The following is an 18,237-nucleotide window of genomic DNA, read 5'->3' as shown; positions in this document are numbered from 1 at the left end:
ATATGGCGTAGGGATGCTTGGCCACCCGGAGCGCTGAAAGCTAACCCCGTAGCCTAGAATGGGGGAAGCAGTCGAGCAATCTTGACCCGCTTGCTCGATCGTCAGCCGACAACTCAAGCAAATTGCCATCATGGCCAGCATGGAAGTTGGATTGGGGATCGACTGGGCCAAATTCCCCCGATCCTGTGGTTGTCATTAGCGCTGAATGGTTGCTTGGCAGCGCCAGTGAAGCCACTGCCCCCCAATCAAACTTTGAAACTGCAACTCCACTCAATTGCAGGGGCCAGTTCACCACCTTAGAAGAGGCAAGCTATGCTACACCGCAAGATTTATCAGCTCTGCTGTGACGGACAGGAAGTGTGCATATTCCTGCGCGATCAGCAGCGCTGGATCGAGCGCGCACAAATCCTTGACATTGAAGGCGACCTCGTGACCCTGCGCTACGAAACCGAAGAGGACGACGAAACCTGTGCTTGGGAAGAAATGGTGCGCCTCGAAAGTATCGGTTCGGTGACGCGCAAGCTTGCTTCGGTGTCTCGGCGCAGTGTCTTAGATCTGCCCGTAGCGGAAGAATGCCCGGAAGCGGAGCAAATTCGCAATCACTCGGATAAGAAGGACGCGGATAAGTAGCAGGGCGAGGAGGGAATTTTCTGGGAATTTTCCCGGTTTTTCTGTCCACAGCTAGCCCTAGTAGCATGGCTGCCTTAATTCACTGGGTTAAATGACATGGCTGTTACCGTCACCTGATCGTTAAGCAGCAAGGGGCTTAAGCCCCTTGTTATCACGACTGGCTCCGCAACTTTGACCCAATATTTTAAGGATGTCGCGCTACTAGCAATGGGGTTCGATTCCGGTAATTGAATCCAGCCCAATCAAGCTGAGTATCAAGCTGAATAACGAAATGGGAACGACTGCTAACCAGTCGTTCCCATTTTTTGGGCCTCATTTTTTGGGTCCCTCAATTGGTCAGCAAATGGGGGCCTAGTGGGCCGGGCGGGTTTCAGCCGGTGTCTTTGAATGCTGATTTCTGAATGCTGGTTTCTGAGTGCTGGTTTCTGGTCTGCTCAGTTTCCGGGTCGTGCGCTCAAAAAGACTCTAAGCAAAGGCCATCAGCGTAGGTGTTAGTTGGGAGCAGCGCTGGTTGCAGCATTGGGAAACAGTCGATCGCGCCCTTGGTCGATCAGGGTTTGGATGATGGTGCTTTGGCGGGTTTGCTCGAAGACGCGCCGCAGAATGGTGCTCAGGCGATCGGGACTGAGCCAGTTTTCGCCCTCCGGTTGGCCGGCCCATTCCGCTTCCACATGGGCTTGGAACAGTTCCACCAGGCTCAGACCCGCCACTCGGGTTAGGTAGGCCGCACTGAGACCCTGAATTGCGCCGCCGGCCAGGTAGGTGAGGGCGCTGGTTTTGAGGGCGGTGGCGATCGCCTGGCTGCCCAGTTCCACCAACCCGAGCTTGAGCATGACTTCCCCGAGGGTTTGGGCGATCGCCTGGGCCCGATCGAGGGAAAACCGTTGCTGATAGATCTGGCCCAAGTCCATCACCAATTGACCATTAATCGCCGCCGTAGCCAGCAAGTCCAGGCCGGGCAACGGATTGGCAAAGGCCGTGGCAGCGGCAATCCATTGACTTTGCTCGATCGCTCCGATGGCGCGATCGCGTCGATCGGCTTTGAGGGTGGTTTGCCACTGCTGCGTCATTTGCCGAGTTCGCCGCAGAGTGGTGCGCCACCGCCAGCGATCGCCCTCTGCCATGAGCGTGTTTTGCAAGCCGGTGACCAAGGCTCCCAAGTCCGGCTCCGGCTGCTCCAAGAATTCTCGCACCGTGCCATCGGCCGCATGTTTCCGGACTTTGATCGCGGCTGGCGCGGCGGCGGTGGGGATGATGGCGGTGGGGGCTAGTTGCCCATGGAGCCGATGTTGAATCGTGGTTAACACGGTGTCGCGATCGGCGGGCAGGTAGCGATCGGCCTTGTTGAAGACCACGATTGGGGCCTGCTCGTGAGCCAACAGCCATTCCAAAGTTTCGTATTCCGTTTCGGTAATGTCGCCCGCTGTCACAAACAGGGCCCGATCGGCCTGGAGGGCCAAGTCCAGCGTGATCGGATCTTGGGTTTCGCCCCCCACAAACAGGCTGGGCAGTTCTTGGTAGTCGATTGCCAGGGCCGCCGTGCCCAAGCTGTTGACCAACGCTGATTTACCAACGGCGGGGGCCCCCAAAATCGCCAGGGCCAGGCGCGATCGATCTAAATCTTGGGTCAGGCGATCGAGTTGGGTTTGCCAATCTTGAGCCGCAAAAGTGGGTAGTTCTGCCGCCACCAAATTCAGTAGGCCTTGGGCCCGCGCGATCGCCCGTTCCGCAGCAGCTCGATCGAGGGTGCTCGGCTCTGTCACCGGGGCCACCGGGAGCGATCGTCGTCGCGTTAACCACAGGCCCGCGCCCACGGCCACGGCTCCGGCCGGCAGCCAACTGCCCAGCCCATGGAGCGCTTGGTTCAGCACCTCCAGCGCCAACCACACCCCGGCAACCCCCGCACCCAGCAGCCAAAGGGGTTTATCAGTCAGGGATTTGGAGAGGGGCAGCGCCATGAATCTGGCTCCTTTGAAGAAGTAGGCAAGGGGGAAAGGACGGCGGCCATGGCGATCGCGCGGCGGCCGTGCAACCGAATTTTAGCGGACGAGTTTTCCGGTCGTTGCGATCAATTAAGAATCTCTACGTTTCGGGCGCGTTGGGGCCGATCGGGTCGGTGGGTGGGTTCCGGGAGCGGGACGCTGGGCCGATCGGGCCACCACCACCACCGCTGCCACCGTCCAGCCGCCCGCCCGCAGGCTGTTGCTGGCCGCTTGAACCGTGGCCCCGGAGGTGTAGATATCATCCAGCAAAATCACCGATCGGGGGCGTTGTTGCCCCAAACCCGGCCCCAAGGCAAAGGCCCCCTGCACATTGGCTGCCCGATCGCCCTGGCCTAAGCCAAATTGCGCTTGGGTATCCCGAATCCGTTGCAGGCCATTGGGGATCAGGCGATGGCCGGTTACATCACAAAAGTGCTTGGCCAACAATTCCGCCTGATTAAAGCCGCGTTTTTGCAGTCGAGCTTCATGGAGCGGAATCGGGATCACCCAAGGGGCCGCTCGATCGAGCTGTTGCCAAGGGGTTGCCATTGCCCGATCGGTTCCTGGTTCCAACCACAGACGACCCAAACCCTGGCCCAAGGTTGCGGCCAGCTTGGGATGACCTTCGTATTTCAGGGCCGCGATCGCCCGTTTCAGGGAGCCGTCATAAAGCCCCCAAGTCAGGAACAGGGGAGCCGACGAAACAAGGGCAGAGGGCAAGCGGCCCCACCGTTGCTCAAGGGGCAGTTGACTGGTGAGCAGGCGACGATCGCAGGCGAGGCAGAGGCCTTGATGCTTGGCCGGGCGATCGCATAGCTCACAGGATCGCTGCCAAACTAAATCTGACAGGGCCTCAATCGATCGGCTCACCCAAGATTTCGCCACAGACCACCCCAGACGTTACCCTTGAAATCGGTTTTGAAATCAGTTAATGAATCCATCATCTCGCATAAACATGAAAAGCGTTAATTTCATGATGATCCCAGCCCCTGAATCGATAGCCATCCCGTAGCGATTTCGATCGTTTTCCAGAGCGCCGGACGGCCGTGATATGGTTTGGGCAACTTTTTCGATGGGTTCGATCGCTTGGCTTGGGTTCTGCCCTCGAGCAAGATGCTCTCAAGATGTGCTCAACATCCGGGGCGACGGAATTCGGGGCGGCAAAATTGAAGACAATTCAAGACGATCGAGCAGGGCCACAACAACCAGCCCAACCCAAGCACAGTAGACAAACGCATTGCACGAAGGGGTTTTGATGGTGACGAGTTCCAGTGCAACCCAGGGCAAAACCCACTGGGCGATCGCGATCGGGATTGGTCAATATCCTCTGTTGCCGCCGCTGCCCGAAGCGGAGACCCGTGTGGTCACCGTGGCCCAGGCTTGGCAGAGCCAAACGAGCGGCTCGGCGGGAACCCAATATCGAACCGTGATCTTGAGCGATCGCTCCTTGCCCCTGCTCGATCGCCCCACCTATCCCAATCGCGAAAATCTGGAATATTGGCTGGATTTTGCTGCCACGGAATTGGTGAACCCCGGTGATACCCTTTGGTGTTTTTTCAGTGGCTATGGGGTGAGCCATCGCGAGCGGGATTATTTGCTACCCATCGAAGCCAGCCTTGATCGGACGGCAACGGCGGGGATTCCCCTGCGGCGAGTTTGTGAATATTTGAAATTGGCGAGCGATCGGGTTGGCCCTGGTGGGCAAGTGCTGCTGGTTTTGGACTTGAGCCGGCCGCCCACCGAAAACCTGGCTCCGGTGGGCGGTGAAATTCCCCTCTTGGCCCAAGAAATGGGGTTGTCGATTTTGTTGGCAGAGCCGGGGGCGGGTCGCCAAAGCAGCGGCCTGTTGGCTCCGGCCCTGGCGGCGGCCCTGGGCCAATCCCAGGGGATGAATCTCTATGCCCTTTCGCGGTTTTTGCGGGAAACGACCCGCGCCTTAGCTCAGGAGCAGGGCCAGGTTGCGCCCCAGGTGCAGGTGTTTGCCCATCCCCATGAGCGGCTCTATGAAACGGTGGTGGGGCGGATGGTGCCAGAGCCGCCGCTCCCGATCGAGTCCTTTGTGGTGTTTCCGGCCAGTGCGCCGGCCTTGGCTGTGGAACCCCCGATCGCCCCCTTGGGAAATGGGTCGCCCAGCGATCCACCGCTTGATCCCCAGCCCGATTACCCAGTCAATCCACCCAACTCACAGCCCAACTCACAGCCCAATTTGCAACCTAATTCACAACCCGACCAACCGCCAGAACTGGGCGTGTTTGGGTCAGATCAGGTGCAAAGTCCGGCTTTGGATGATGAGGCGCTCGATCGATTCGCGTCCGCCGCCAATTTGCCTGATGCTTGGGCCACGGAACCCAGCGCCTTTGAGGCCCTGTTTGCCAATGATTGGGTTCCAACGGAAAAGGCACAACCGGGACTGGCCAAACCAAATCCCCTCACATCGGCTGTGGGCGATCGCCCGGCGGAGTCGGCCAACTTGCGGCCCCCAAGTGCGATCGCGCCCGTGCTCCCGATCGAGACGACACATTCCCCCAGTTCCCCCAGTTCCCCGCCGCCCAACGCCCTGCCGCCGGAACCGATTCCCGAGTCCCAGCGAGATTTGGCCCTGGTGGGTTCGCTCACGGCTGGTCTCAGCGCCAGCGACTTGGCCTTTGCGCGCCAGTTGGTGACTTGGTTGGGAATTTTAGGAATTGTGCTGTTGGCGGCCGTGGTGGCTCGCAACTATGCGGCCCTGTTTGGAGCCAGCATCACGGCCCCAACGCCCAGCCCGGCCGCCCCTTTTGGAGCGAATATACCCCCCGCTACCCCGCTGCCTGCGCCGGCCAATGGGGCATCGCCCCCCACCGGCTCCCGGACGTTGCCGCCGCCGGAAGCTAGCCCTCTGGCGAGTCCCCAGCCCACTCCCGTTGCTCAGTCGGGTTTGCCCAGCCCCAAACCCAGCCCCCCAGTCAGTCCTAACCCCAACCCCAACCCCAGCCCCGCGCCGCCGGCCGCCAGCCCTGCCGGGGTGAACCAATTGAACTTGGCACGGATCCCGATCGGGACGAATCAGGCTTCGGAATTTGGCAAAGCAATTTTGCGAGCCCGAGAAATCAAACCGGGAGATCCGGGCTACGGTCAAGCCCAGCAGGCGATCGACCGCTGGAGCCGGGTAATTTTGGATTTGGCCAAGGGGCGGGCCCTCAATGGCGACTTTGGCGGGGCGATCGCGGCGGCCAAAATTGTTGCGCCCGATCGGGGTGAAGTGTACCAAGAGGCGCGTAGCTCGATCGCCCAATGGCAAACCCTCCAGCAGCAACAGGCCAACAACCGCGCCATTTTGCAAAAAGCCGCCGGCCAAATTCAGCTTAATCAAGCCTCCAGCTATAACCGGGCGATCGACCTGGCCCGCAGCGTGCCCGTGAACCAACCGGGATATCCCGCCGCCCGCGACCAAATCAATCTTTGGAGCCAAGAAATTCTCAAAATTGCCCAAGGTCGCGCCAATGCCAACCAACTGGCCGCCGCCATCCAAACGGCCAGCCTAGTGCCGCCCAACACGGCGGCCTATGCCAGCGCCCAACAGGCGATCGCCCAATGGAAAAAACGCGCTCCCGCCCGCTAACGGATGTTTGGAAGATGCCCTAAAAATATGCAATCGGGACGGCAGCGATCGCGATACCCCCCTAAACAAATCGCGTGAGCTGCACCCGATAGCGATCTTTCTTGGTGGTGGCAATTTCCCCGATCGAGAGGCGGCCCTTGCCCGCCAAAACCACCAAATCCCCCGATTTCAGCAAATGGCTGGGGCTGGTGATGTCTTTCCAGTTCACCCGCACATCGCCCCCGGAAATTGCTTCCGCCATTTTGCTGCGGGAGATGCCAAACCCGGCGGAGGCGATCGCGTCTAGGCGCAAAGAAGCCTCCACCGTCGTCATTTCCTTTTTCTTGGGTTCGCGAACCTTCAGTTCACTGAGGGGAATGGCGCGGGTTTTCACCGGTACTGATCGCACTTGAGTGAGGTTCAGTTCCAAAAACTCCACCACCTCCGGCGCAACCAGGGCTTGGGCCCCGCGTTCCCCCTGCACCAACAAATCGCCCACCTTGTCGCGCACCAGCCCCGTCCCCAACAGGGCCCCCAAAAAGTCCCGATGGGTGGCCGGGTCAAACAAAAAATTCCCGGCAATTTCCAAGGCCGCCACCTCGATCGCGTCTGTGATCAGCGGCAATTCCGATCGGGCAAAGGCCACCCGCTGCCGTTCCGCTTGGGGATAGCCCCCCCAAGGCATGAATACCACTTCCGCCAAGCCACTGAAGACGGTTTGGATATCGGCAATTTCCGGCGGTGACAGAAAATCGCTCACGGCCGGTTCCCAGGTTTTTAGGCTCTGGTCTGCCAGGTCAATCGCCCGGGCGATCGTTTCTCGGTGGGTTGCACGTTTCAGCAGGGTTTCGCGAGGTAGCACGGTCTTTTTGAAGTCAGCGTTGGAGTCAGCGGATGCGGCAAAAACAGCAAAAACAGCGAATCAAAACCAGTGCAGCCAAGACCGCCTGTTGATTAGCCCTAGCTGTTCAAGCCAATCTTGGGTTAAAAAATACGGTAGCGTTGTCCATACGATTATTAACCCCATCCCATTGCCGTGATGCAAGCCGACGGATTGAACGGTCAAGCAGCCCCAGCGGAAATTGCCCGCTTGCGTGATGAACTGCAAATGCGCGATCGCTTGGTACAGCAGCTTTCGCAGGAACTGTTCCGCTTGGTGAAGGGCAATGCGGGCCTGGTGCCCACCTCCGACCAGCCAGAGCGCCATCAGGCGGAATTGCAGGCCCTGCGCGATCGGGTGCGGGAAGTGGAAGAACAGGTGGGTTTTTATCAAGATCAATTGGCCGATCGAGACGCGGAAATCTACCAATTACGCCAGTCAGTGCAAGAACTGGGCGATCGGAGCCGAATGCTGGAGCAAACGATTCAGGAATTGCCCAACGTCTATCGCTCCAAGTTTGAAGACCGCCTGAGCGCCATCAAAGAGCGCGTGAGCCAACTGCAACAGGAAAACCGTAACCTACAGGCAGAATTGCAAAGCGTCAGCTATCGACTCGCGGTCAGCAGTCGTCGCCCCGGCAGTCTTGACCTCCCCGAATTTGCTGGCGAAACTCCATGACCTGTCTAAGAGTTTGGATTGATCGGGCGGATTTGCTGGCCGCTGGGGATTGGCTGTCGGTGGCGCTCGATCGATTGAAGTCCGTGGCGGTTGACCTACGGCTTGACCCGCAGATCGTTGTGGTGGGTGATGAAACTCCTTTGCCCGGCGGCCCGGGGGCGATCGACTGTCCCCTAACGTTACGAATCCTGGAGGACGATCGCTTTCCGACGGACTGGGTTCACCGCTCCACCTGGGTGACCTGCGCGGCGGCCGAGAGCTTGCGATCGCGGGTGACGGCGGAATTAGATTGGCCCAACGGCGAGGGGCAGTTGTGGCTACCCCTGATCGTGACCGCCAAGGGACCTCTGTATGGTGAAGCGATCGCCCTTGGTGCGGAATCTGGCTCAGCGGAATCTGGCTCAACGGGTCAGTTCCTTCAGCCCCATCACCTGTCCGATCGCGATCGACAGGCGGCCTATCGGTTGGGCTTTGAGCTAACGAATTGGCTCCGGCTTCCCCCCGGTTTGTATTTGATGCAATTCGGGTTCGATCGCCCGGACAAAGATCCAAATCCCGTCTATTTCGATCGGCTGTTGCCTTTCCCGGCGGCCCCCGCGATCGCCAGCATTGGAGTCCAAACGCCCGACCTGTTTGAGTGCCATCTCCGTTGTTTGCTGCATCAGCCGCTCCGGGAAGTCGCTATTCTATAGCCATTGTCTTTAGCTGATTGACGCTTGGGCTGATTGACGATTGGTGCAATTCAGTTCAATTCAATGCAGCTCAATTCAACTCAATTCAACAAACTGCGTCCTAGCCCCGCGAACTGGGCGATCGAGTCCTTCCCAATTCTGGGCAATCGATCGCCAGGTTGAACCTGATCCCATGGCAATTCAACTTTGAACCGTTTTGAGCATCTGTAGCTGGGCTAAGTAGAACCAAATCATGAACGCAGAGGGATTCGTACAACTGAGTTGGGCGATCGGCTCGATCGTCCTGGCCGAAATCGTGCGCGATTTTTATCATGTGGCCGGCCACTATTGGGAGCCGCTCCAACGGGCCCACAACATGCACCACAAGGTCTATCGCCGTGACCTAACCATCAGCAGCCTTGATGCCTATTACAAAGCTCAATTGGCCAACGATGCGCCCGAAGCGGCCACCATGGCTTCGGTGGTGGGACTGACGGCGGCGGTGTCGGGTCAGTGGGGAATGTGGCTGGGTTGCATCTATTCCCTGGGTTTTTTGGCCACGGCGATCGCCCGATCGCGCGGCTACCTGATGGAAACCGACCTAACCCACAAGGCGGGCGACCTGGATAGCAACCCCTCCGTCTGGACGGTGAATCGCACCTACCATTGGCGACACCATTTTGATTCGGGCAATGCCTATTACTGTGGGTCTTTGACGTTTGTGGATAAGCTGCTGGGCACAGCCCTGTCCCTGAAGGGCAAAACAATCGCGATTACCGGGGCATCGGGCAGCATGGGTCGGGCCCTGATTGCCGTGTTGCAAAGCCGAGGGGCGAGGTTGGTGGCCCTGACAACGCGCGAAGGAACCACCTTTGAGGGCAATGTGCGGGTGGTCACTTGGCGATCGGGCGAAGAGGCGGCCCTGCGCGAAACCCTGGCCAATGTGGATATTTTGATCATCAACCATGGGGTGAATCAGGGCGATCGCTCGGCGGCGGCCGTGGCCCAAGCACTGGAGGTGAACACCCTGTCCGCTTGGCGGTTGATGGAACTATTTTTTGAGACGGTCACCAAGTCGGAACACCGGGCCCTGAAGGAAGTTTGGGTCAACACCTCCGAAGCGGAAGTGAACCCGGCGTTTAGCCCCCTATATGAGCTATCGAAACGGGCGATCGGGGATTTGATCACCCTGCGGCGCTTGGATGCGCCCTGTGTGGTGCGGAAGCTGATTCTTGGCCCGTTCAAGAGCGATCTCAATCCGATCGGGATTATGTCGGCGGGGTGGGTTGCACGGGCGATCGTGGCCTTGGCGGAACGGGATGTGCGCAACATCATCGTGACGATCAATCCCTTGACCTATCTGCTCTTTCCAATCAAAGAGTTGGCAAAATCGCTCTACTTCCGTGCCTTCGCCAAGCCCGATCGCGCCTAGGTTGCTGCTTAAAAACCCCCATCCAGCCTGATCGCCAAATGCTGGCCGGGTCGATCGCCCCCGTTCACCCGATCGGCATGATTGGGGCTAAAGGGTAAATCAAGAAGCCGCTTTGGTGCATTGGTAGTGGCGTAAACGATAGCCTGTGGGTCGGCGGCGTTCCTTCGCTCGCTTGCACCCATAGGCTTCCAAGTCCAAGGCGGGCGACAGGTCAACTGTCCACAGGTCAAAGGGGCGGGCTTGCTGCCGAATCACTTGGGCTAAGGGAGCCTGGGCATCGGCCCGATCGCTCGCCTCTTGCAGCATTAAAAATTGCGGTGCGAATTGGGGCGAATTTGGGGACTGGGCCGGGCGCTGATGGGTTGGTGTCGCTTGTCGCCGTTGCCACTCGTAGGCGATCGCCACCGTGCCGCGAATTTCGGCATAGGTTTCAATGTGACTGACGAGCAAGGGGGTATCGGTCGATCGCCCTTCGATTTGATCCCACAGGCGGTCGACCTGCCGCGACTTCAAAAAGCCCCAATTGTTGGCCACCGCCAAGCTCCCCAACAGACTGACGACCAGAATCGCGACCATGGCCGATCGCCCCGACCCCTGCCACCGCCCGATCGAAAGGGGAGCGCGATCAGCCGATCGCTGACCCAGGGCCAACCCCACCCCCAAAACCACCAGCGGGAAATGCACAAACTGGTATCGGGGAGCAACGCTGAGGTCACCCCGATCGCTGTAAATCGACAGCAGCATGAGCACCAACGGCCCCACGATTCCAATGCTGATCGCCCACCACAGCGGCGCAGGACGGGCCAAACCCGATCGCCAAACGGGCCCAATCATCCGCAGCAGCAATCCCAAAACGGCCAACAGGGCGATCGCGCTGCCCAGGATTACCGGCAGGGGCTGCTGTTCCACCGGCAGCAACACCACCATGGTTGCCAACCAAGCCAGCAACCGCAGGGGTGGCAAGAACCATTCCGCCGGACTCAGATCCTCCCGAATCCAAGCGGTGAGTTCACTTTCGGAGGCTCCCGCCATGGCCGGCAACCAAGCGGCCGCCAGGGCGATTTGGGCCAGTGCAATCACCCCCATCACCCGCCAGGGCCGTCCCCGAAGGATTGACCACCCCTGTGATCGCCCTTGGCTCCAAGCTAACCAGCCGATCGCCAGCCCCTGGGCCGCAATCCCCAACAGACAAAAATAGTGAGTGGCCAGGCTGAGGCCATTCCCCAGCACCCAGGCAATTCCCAAGCCCCAACCGGGCGATCGCCCCTGCTGCAACCGATGAACGGCTCCGAAGGTGGCGGCCCAAGTGCCGATCGCCCACAGAATCGCTAGGGTGTAGTGCCGGGCTTCTTGGGCCATGGCCACTCCATAGGGCGACAGGGCCAACAGGGCCGCCACCCCGTGGGCCATCCAAAGGGCCGACACAGGCCGATCGGTGGGCTTTGGGGTTGCTGCGCCATCTTGGGGGGGAGCTAGGTGACCTGCCAGCCATTGGGCAAGCCAGAATCCGGCGGGAATTGCCAAACAACCCAACAGGGCACTGAGCGATCGCGCCGTGGCCAAATCCACCAACCCACCTGCCGGGGTGAGCGCCCTCAGCCAGCCATGCATCAACCCAAAAAAGAGGGGCGGATGGGTGCTTTGGGCCGCTAAACGGGCGATCGTTTCATCCAGCCCCACGGTGGGTTGCACTCGCAAGGGTTCCAAGAGTTCCGCCAAGCTGACCAGCCGATCGAGCGGCAAATGATCAAACCCGTTGCCCAGCCCAAACCCGATCGAGGCCACTTCAATGCTGGATGGCGGTTTGCCCCCCAAATTCCAAAACCGCACCAGGGCCCCCAGCAATGTCCATCCCAGGACGGCCCAACCCGATCGCCAAAAAGCAACCTGTCCGATCGCCCCGAGCCTGGTTGAGGAGCCTTGCGGGCCGCGCCATTTGCCAATCATGGCTGCTGAGGATCCTGGGGATCCCGTCGATCGCTCAAGTTTCGATCGCCCAGAGTTCGATCGCCCAAATCGAGCAGCAAGGAAAATTTCCCCGACCAGGATCCCAAATGCACCAACAACGCCCACAAAAACAGGGTGGTTCCCAGCATTTCCGCCACCTCTTCCACCACCGTCAGTAGGGCATAGGTCAGGTTTTGTTGCCCCTGATCGGCGGAATAGGCTCCGCCCACCATCTCCATCAGCAACGCCCCCGAAACATACAAACAGCCCGCCAACAGCGATCGACCGCGTAACTTGGGGGGGAGCTGTCGCCAAAAGGGCCAAAATCGCCAAGCCCCCCAACCCACGGCGATCGCCGCCGGAATCACCCAAATTTGCTTCAAAAAGCCCGGCAACCCTGCCCATTTCGCCAAATCGGGCAAGATCAAAATTTCATGGATGCTGAACCACTCATCCAGGGCCAAAAAGGTGAAAATGCCACCCAACAGCCGCCAGGAGGGGGCCCAGCGATCGCCCAAGGCGGCCGCTCGCTGGCCGATCGCCCGGAGCAACAGAGCACAGCCCCCTAACAAACCCGTGGAAAACAACGAGGGCAGGTTGTATTCCCGATCGAGGTTAAACAGCCTTGTCCAGCCTTCGCGATAGCCAAAGGCATATTTCGCCACCTGCACCGCCGTTCCCGCTAGGGTCAACAGCACCACCGCGACCAACAACCAACCCAGCACCCGCCGCGCCGACAGGGCAACTTTCAACTCCATTACCGCATATCGCCCGATCGCGACCAGAGAGGGCCCCCAATTATAGGCAAGTGCGCTAGGGTTGCGGCTCCAGGGTCATTTCTAAGTTACCGGTCATCAAGGCCGTGCCCACGCCGGGTAACCCTTCCATTTCCGATCGCACCTTCAGGGACAGATTCGATTGGGTGGGAACCACACGGTTGAAGTTCATCTGAATTTGACCCGAACCATTGGCCTGATACGACCGTAGGGAAGGGGCTTGCTCCGGGGCCAGGCCGGGAATGGTGAGTTTTTGGGGTGGAGCCGTCTGCTCAGCGGTCACGTTCAACACCACCCGATCGGGCGTGATTTCCACCACCTGATAAACCGCTCGCTGCTGAATTCGCAGCCCCCCGGATTCAATTTCCGTGACACTTTGCCAGCGCCCTCCCACCCCGATCGGTTCGGCGGGAAATTCGATGTTGCTGTTGCGAATCGATTCGGTCATTTGGCCAAGGCTGGCCTGCAAAGGGGCCGAAAGCTCACCGTCCGCCAGCACATTCACCTTCGACAGTTTTCCCCGATCGTCCCCCTCCACCTGAATTTGAATTCGCTCCAGCTCTCGGGCGGTGCTGTCCATGGCCTGCTGCACGAAGGACATTTCCGGCGGCGCAATCATTTCGATCTTGGGATAGCGCAGGGTGTAGCTCACTTGGCCATCGGTGGCCACCTGGTTGATGGTGATTTCCGTCAGCAGGCGCATTTCCGGCACGGGCATCGGCATCGGCTGTTGGCCCGCCAGGGTCAGTTGCATTTGGCTTTTCATCACCAATAACGATCGCTGCTGATCGCCCTGCTGAAGGCGCAATCGCAAGGACTGCCGATCGCCCTGACCCGTTTCTAGCAGGGTGATTTGCGGTGGGGCAATTTGTGTTTGCAGCGTCATTTCCGAGCGAGCGGAGCCGGTGCTCCCTGGGGCGGTGGGGGTGTTTGCCCAGGCGGCGGGAGCGGTGATCGGCGCGATCGCCATCAACAATCCCAGCGCACGTCCTTGCCAGCGCGATCGAGCCATGGTGTTTTTCCTGGTGTGAAATTTTGATTGGAATGATTTGAAGTCAGGGCGCGAGATTTCGATCTCAACGGCGGGGATGGGCACGACTCTGAAACCCGTTTCCACCATAGCAACCGACTTCAGGGAACAGTCGGCGGTTCCGGTGGCTCGCTATTCTTTGCCTATTCGTGGCGTTGATTTTCCTGAATGCTTGGATTCTTGTTGATTCGAGTCGATCAAGGGGACTCTTTGGACGACACCTCGATCGGGATGGGAGCCAACTTGGGATGAATTGATCGCAATTTCTGGGCAATCACCGCCCGCTGATTCACCAGGTAAATGCTAACCAGCGTCAGCAAAACACTCGCCGTTTGCACCGTGCTGAGCACTTCCCCCAAAAACCAATTGCCAAACAGGAGGGCAAACACCGGCGTGAGAAAGGTCAAAGCGCTGAGGCTGGTTAGGTTGCCCTTGGAGGCAAAAAAGAAAAAGACCCCATAGGAAACCGCGCTGCCAAAGAGGGTGGAATAGCCGATCGACCCCCAATCGGCCAGGGTCAAGCCTTGCCATTGGTTCACCTCAAATGCTGCCGACAGCCCAAACAGGGGCATTCCGCCAAAGACCATGTGCCAACCCGTGGCCACCACCGGATCCACATACTGGCTCATCGGCCGCACCATCACCGTCCCGATCGCCATGGACAGGGCCGCCAACAGCATCCACCAAAAGCCACTGCCCCAGAGGTTATTCAGCAAGGCCGCTAGCCCCTGCCCGATCGCCCCGGAATCCCAGCCGATCGCCCCGTTTTGCCAGAGCGCTTGCCAGGCCGTGCCGTTCAACAACTGCAAAATCCATTCATCGGGCAGCCCCACACCGGCAATGCCCACCACCCCCAACAGCAGTCCCAACCAACCGAGGGGCCCGATCTGCTCCCGATAGAGCCAGCGGGCCATCAGGGCCACCGCCAGGGGCTGTGAGTCAATGGTCACCGAGCCTAACCCAGCTCCCGTGCGGGCCAGCCCTTGGGCCAAAAAGCCTTGGAACAGGGCCCCATCCACCAGGGCAAAGGCCGCCACCCAGGCCCACCCGACCCAACTGATCGGTTTGAGGCGATCGGTCAGGGCCGCCACCCCCAAAATCAACAACCCCGCTGGTACCAGCCGCAACCCCGCCAAGAAGAAGGGTGTGGTGTGGTCAAGGGTGCCTTTCATGGCCACCATGGCTGTGCCCCAAAAGAAAAAGGGCGAAATCAGCAGCAGCCACCCCCACCAGGATTGCAGCGATGATTGGGGATTGACGGGTTGGGCGGTCATGGCTGGGATCAATCACTTGATCAATAACTTTAAGAAATATTAACTAAACCCTAGAATTGTATCCACTCCTTTGGTGTCGAGACGGCAATTCCCATGTGGCCTTTCAAGCCCAATACTCGTAAACAACTCGCGCGCATTGAAATCTCCGGGGCGATCGCCGGGGGCACTCGTCAACGGGTGCTGAAGGCCCTGAAGGTGGTGAAAGAGCGCAAATATCCCGGTTTGCTGCTGCGAATCGATAGCCCCGGCGGTACGGTGGGAGATTCTCAGGAAATCTACAGCGCTCTGAAAGAATTGGGCGAAACCACCAAGATCGTGGCCAGTTTTGGCAATATTTCCGCGTCCGGTGGGGTCTACATCGGCATGGGGGCGCACCAGATTGTGGCGAACCCCGGCACTATCACCGGCAGCATCGGCGTAATTATCCGAGGCAACAACATTGAATCCTTGCTGGATAAGGTGGGGGTTTCCTTCAAGGTGATTAAGTCCGGGCCCTATAAGGACATCCTGGCGTTCGATCGCCCCATGAGCGACGAAGAACGCCAAATCCTGCAATCCCTGATTGACAGCAGCTATCACCAGTTTGTGCAGACCGTGGCCCAATCGCGAAATTTGCCGCCGGAAACGGTGCGCAGCTTTGCCGATGGGCGAATTTTTACCGGAGAGCAGGCGAAGGAATTGGGCTTAATTGATCGCCTGGGCACGGAAGAGGATGCCCGCCGCTGGTTGGCAGACTTGACCAAGCTGGATCCGGAGAAGGTGGTGGTGCAAACGATCGAGGAGCGCAAACCCCCCTTAGCCCGGTTGCTGAATTCCGATGGCCGGGCCCAGGGGCCGATCGGCCCTTGGACGGGGCCTCAGGTCGATCGGGCCCTCAGCACCCTGGACTTTGAACTGGCCACGAACGGTGTTCCCCTCTGGCTCTATCGCCCCTAGACGCACGGCATCCTGGGCGCACAATCGTGCGCCAAATCGCAATCCGGGTATGGGCGCACCGCCTTGCGCCCTCCGGTTCCGCCCCAATTACGCCCCAAGTCATTACCGAAAGTCATTACCGAAAAAAGCGGGTTAGGCGATCGCCGCCGTTTGCAAATCCAACACCGTTTGGCGGGCCCAGCGATCGGCCTCCAGGATGTCTTCTAAGGTCGGCTGGGTTCGATTGTCCGCCCGGTGGCGATCGCAAGCCTTTTCAATCAGCTTCGGAATATCCAGGAAATGCACCTTTTCCTCCAGGAACAGGGCCACCGCCTGCTCATTGGCCGCATTCAACACCGCTGGCATGGATCCCCCGGCTCGACCCGCCGCATAGGCCAAATCCATGCAGGGATATTTCGCGCGATCGGGCGCACGAAACGTTAAATCGCCCGCCTTCACCAAATCCAACGTTTCCCAATTCGTATAAATCCGCTCCGGGTAGGACAAGGCATAGAGCAACGGCAGCCGCATATCTGGCCAACCCAACTGAGCCAACACCGATGTATCTTGCAGCTCAATCAGCGAGTGAATAATGCTTTGGGGATGAATCACGATATCAATGCCGTCATAGTCCATCCCAAACAGGAAATGGGCCTCAATCACCTCCAACCCCTTGTTCATCAGGGTGGCTGAATCCACCGTGATCTTGCGGCCCATCGACCAGTTGGGATGCTTCAGCGCATCGGCCACCGTCACTTGCGCCAGCCGCTCCACCGGCCAATCCCGGAAGGCCCCACCCGAAGCCGTCAGCAAAATGCGACGGAGGCCCCCCTGAGGCACACCTTGCAGGCATTGGAAAATGGCGGAATGCTCAGAATCGGCCGGCAACAACTTCACCCCGTGCTTTTGCACCAGGGGCAACACCACCGGGCCACCCGCAATCAGGGTTTCCTTATTCGCCAAGGCGATATCTTTCCCCGCTTCGATCGCCGCGATCGTGGGCAGCAACCCGGCACAGCCCACAATCCCCGTGACCACCACCTCCGAATCCCCGTAGCCTGCCACCTCCACGATGCCCGCTTCTCCGGTCACCAGTTGGGGTTGGGGATCTAAATCCGCGATCGCCCCTTGCAGTTCCGCCAACTTGCTCCCATCCCGCAACGCCACAATTTCGGGCCGAAACTGTCGCACCTGTTCCGCCAATAGGGTCACATTGCTGCCCGCCGCCAGACCCACCACCCGGAATCGATCGGGATATTGGGACACAATATCCAGGGTTTGGGTTCCAATCGAGCCGGTGGAACCCAGAAGAGTAATTGCTTTCACGGTTTCTAAACCCATTTCTTTGAAACTCATTTCTTTGAAACTCATTGATTTTGGAATGGCCCGTTGCGGTGGATGGCTGTTATTTTGAATGGCTGCGGGTGGGTTACTGTGGGGGCTGCTGTGGCGTTGAGCAGATTCCTCCCAATATTAGGATGGTGTGCGCCAGGGGCGATCGCTCGTGTTCTCATGCCCGATAGATGTCCCCGATCTATGTCAAAAAAGGGGGGAATCGATCGCAAAATTCATCCCTCTGTGATCCATCCTCAACGGCGCGAGAGGCTCGGCAATATGCCACGCTTTAGGGGCAAGCCCAACCCGTGACCTCGATGCTGGGCCTTGCCGTTTTTGTGCCATTGCCCGCCTTGTCGCTCGTTTTGTCAAACTCCGCATCTTCACAACCCTGCCCTTGTTGCCATGTTGAGCCGTCCCGATTCCAACCCCACGCCCCCACCCCCACCATCAAGGGGGCCGCGGCCATCCCTCCAGCGCATTGCCGCCACCCTGCAACTGGGCGGTTGGATTGGGTTTTGGGTGCAATTAGCCCTCGGGTTAGCCGCCATTTTGTTGTTGCTGATTGCCGTGCCGGGGCTGGCGGGTCAAGGGGCGGCCCAAGGGGTCAGCATCGGCATTTTTTGGGCCACCTGCGGCGTGATTGTGGCGGCATTCAACACGGTTTTATCCTTTCGATATACCCGAATTGCCAAGGGATTAATTCATAAAACCAACGAACCGCAACCCCGCAAAACCGAAACCGTTCAATTGTTGAGAATGGGCGTTTATGCGGGCATGATTGGGGTGGTTTTAACCCTGATTGGCTCCGGTGTGGCGGTCTATGTTTTGGTCTCGAAGGCAGTGTCCCAGCCGGCCGGGGTAGCCATTACCGACCCCACTAAAATTGTCCGGCCCTTGGATGTGTTTGTGGTGGTAGCTAATTTGGCGGGAATTTCTGCCAACTTTATGGGCATGGTGATTTCCCTGTGGCTCTATGACCGAATTGATCGCCCTTCCAGTTAAGAAACTGATGCATCGAGTAGACAAACAAAAACACTAATTTTGTTGAGAAGATTTTTATGGAAAGTGGCATGAATTTGGATTGGCTGTTGGGTGCTTTGGCCGGTG

At 58.8% G+C, this 18,237-nt stretch carries 15 protein-coding genes; 7 read left to right on the top strand and 8 right to left on the bottom strand.

Features of this window, described 5'->3' with window-relative positions; all coding sequences use genetic code 11:
* Positions 1-312 precede the first annotated feature (312 nt).
* Positions 313-630, top strand: a complete 318-nt coding sequence (locus ACZA91_RS01420) for a DUF6679 family protein (protein WP_099532785.1) — start codon at positions 313-315, stop codon at positions 628-630.
* Positions 631-1,121: 491 nt separating this feature from the next.
* Here the strand turns inward: ACZA91_RS01420 and ACZA91_RS01415 are convergent, their stop codons facing one another.
* On the bottom strand, positions 1,122-2,588 hold the full coding sequence (locus tag ACZA91_RS01415; protein ID WP_463184338.1) for a slr1306 family protein: 1,467 nt from the start codon (positions 2,586-2,588) through the stop codon (positions 1,122-1,124).
* Positions 2,589-2,702: 114 nt separating this feature from the next.
* The gene (locus tag ACZA91_RS01410) at positions 2,703-3,497 is read right to left on the bottom strand and encodes a ComF family protein (protein WP_463184336.1); all 795 of its coding nucleotides are present in this window, start codon (positions 3,495-3,497) and stop codon (positions 2,703-2,705) included.
* A 370-nt stretch (positions 3,498-3,867) separates the two neighbouring features.
* On the opposite strand from ACZA91_RS01410, the gene ACZA91_RS01405 reads away from it, so the two are divergent.
* Positions 3,868-6,210: a hypothetical protein gene (locus tag ACZA91_RS01405; protein WP_463184335.1), complete on the top strand. Its 2,343-nt coding sequence runs from the start codon at positions 3,868-3,870 to the stop codon at positions 6,208-6,210.
* Between the two features lie 61 nt (positions 6,211-6,271).
* Here the strand turns inward: ACZA91_RS01405 and ACZA91_RS01400 are convergent, their stop codons facing one another.
* Positions 6,272-7,051, bottom strand: coding sequence for a photosystem II S4 domain protein (locus tag ACZA91_RS01400; protein ID WP_099532766.1), 780 nt, complete (start codon positions 7,049-7,051; stop codon positions 6,272-6,274).
* Between the two features lie 177 nt (positions 7,052-7,228).
* Here ACZA91_RS01400 and ACZA91_RS01395 point away from each other — a divergent pair, with 177 nt between their 5' ends.
* From ACZA91_RS01395 to ACZA91_RS01385, 3 genes are all read left to right on the top strand, one after another.
* A complete protein-coding gene (locus ACZA91_RS01395) occupies positions 7,229-7,747 on the top strand; it encodes an Npun_F5560 family protein (protein ID WP_099532763.1) in 519 nt (172 codons plus the stop codon).
* Entirely contained in the window at positions 7,744-8,439 is a 696-nt protein-coding gene (locus ACZA91_RS01390; RefSeq protein ID WP_463184333.1) for a hypothetical protein, read from the top strand. Before ACZA91_RS01395 ends, ACZA91_RS01390 begins: the two co-directional genes overlap by 4 nt.
* 232 nt (positions 8,440-8,671) lie before the next feature.
* Positions 8,672-9,850 carry a bifunctional sterol desaturase/short chain dehydrogenase gene (locus ACZA91_RS01385; RefSeq protein ID WP_099532761.1) on the top strand — a complete coding sequence of 393 codons (1,179 nt, stop codon included), beginning with the start codon at positions 8,672-8,674 and terminating at the stop codon, positions 9,848-9,850.
* Positions 9,851-9,949: 99 nt separating this feature from the next.
* Here ACZA91_RS01385 and ACZA91_RS01380 read toward each other — a convergent pair whose 3' ends face one another.
* The 4 genes from ACZA91_RS01380 to ACZA91_RS01365 form a co-directional block, all read right to left on the bottom strand.
* Entirely contained in the window at positions 9,950-11,797 is a 1,848-nt protein-coding gene (locus ACZA91_RS01380; RefSeq protein WP_463184332.1) for a glycosyltransferase family 39 protein, read from the bottom strand.
* Positions 11,794-12,555 carry a hypothetical protein gene (locus ACZA91_RS01375; protein ID WP_463184330.1) on the bottom strand — a complete coding sequence of 254 codons (762 nt, stop codon included), beginning with the start codon at positions 12,553-12,555 and terminating at the stop codon, positions 11,794-11,796. Before ACZA91_RS01375 ends, ACZA91_RS01380 begins: the two co-directional genes overlap by 4 nt.
* 55 nt (positions 12,556-12,610) lie before the next feature.
* The gene (locus ACZA91_RS01370; RefSeq protein ID WP_463184328.1) at positions 12,611-13,585 is read right to left on the bottom strand and encodes a hypothetical protein; all 975 of its coding nucleotides are present in this window, start codon (positions 13,583-13,585) and stop codon (positions 12,611-12,613) included.
* Positions 13,586-13,800: 215 nt separating this feature from the next.
* Positions 13,801-14,877, bottom strand: coding sequence for a DMT family transporter (locus ACZA91_RS01365; protein ID WP_190527784.1), 1,077 nt, complete (start codon positions 14,875-14,877; stop codon positions 13,801-13,803).
* 93 nt (positions 14,878-14,970) lie between these two features.
* Between ACZA91_RS01365 and sppA the strand changes: the two genes are divergently transcribed.
* Entirely contained in the window at positions 14,971-15,813 is an 843-nt protein-coding gene (gene sppA, locus ACZA91_RS01360; RefSeq protein WP_463184327.1) for a signal peptide peptidase SppA, read from the top strand.
* Positions 15,814-15,945: 132 nt separating this feature from the next.
* On the opposite strand, the gene dxr is transcribed toward sppA, so the two are convergent.
* Complete coding sequence (dxr, locus tag ACZA91_RS01355) at positions 15,946-17,118, bottom strand: 1-deoxy-D-xylulose-5-phosphate reductoisomerase (protein ID WP_099532765.1); 1,173 nt, start codon at positions 17,116-17,118, stop codon at positions 15,946-15,948.
* Positions 17,119-17,532: 414 nt separating this feature from the next.
* Between dxr and ACZA91_RS01350 the strand changes: the two genes are divergently transcribed.
* Positions 17,533-18,132: a DUF3611 family protein gene (locus ACZA91_RS01350; protein ID WP_463184325.1), complete on the top strand. Its 600-nt coding sequence runs from the start codon at positions 17,533-17,535 to the stop codon at positions 18,130-18,132.
* The last annotated feature ends 105 nt before the right edge of the window (positions 18,133-18,237 follow it).

This window comes from Limnothrix sp. CMB-01 (assembly GCF_055193175.1).
The sequence above is the reverse complement of the archived record's forward strand: the minus strand, read 5'-3'. Positions and strand labels throughout refer to the sequence as shown.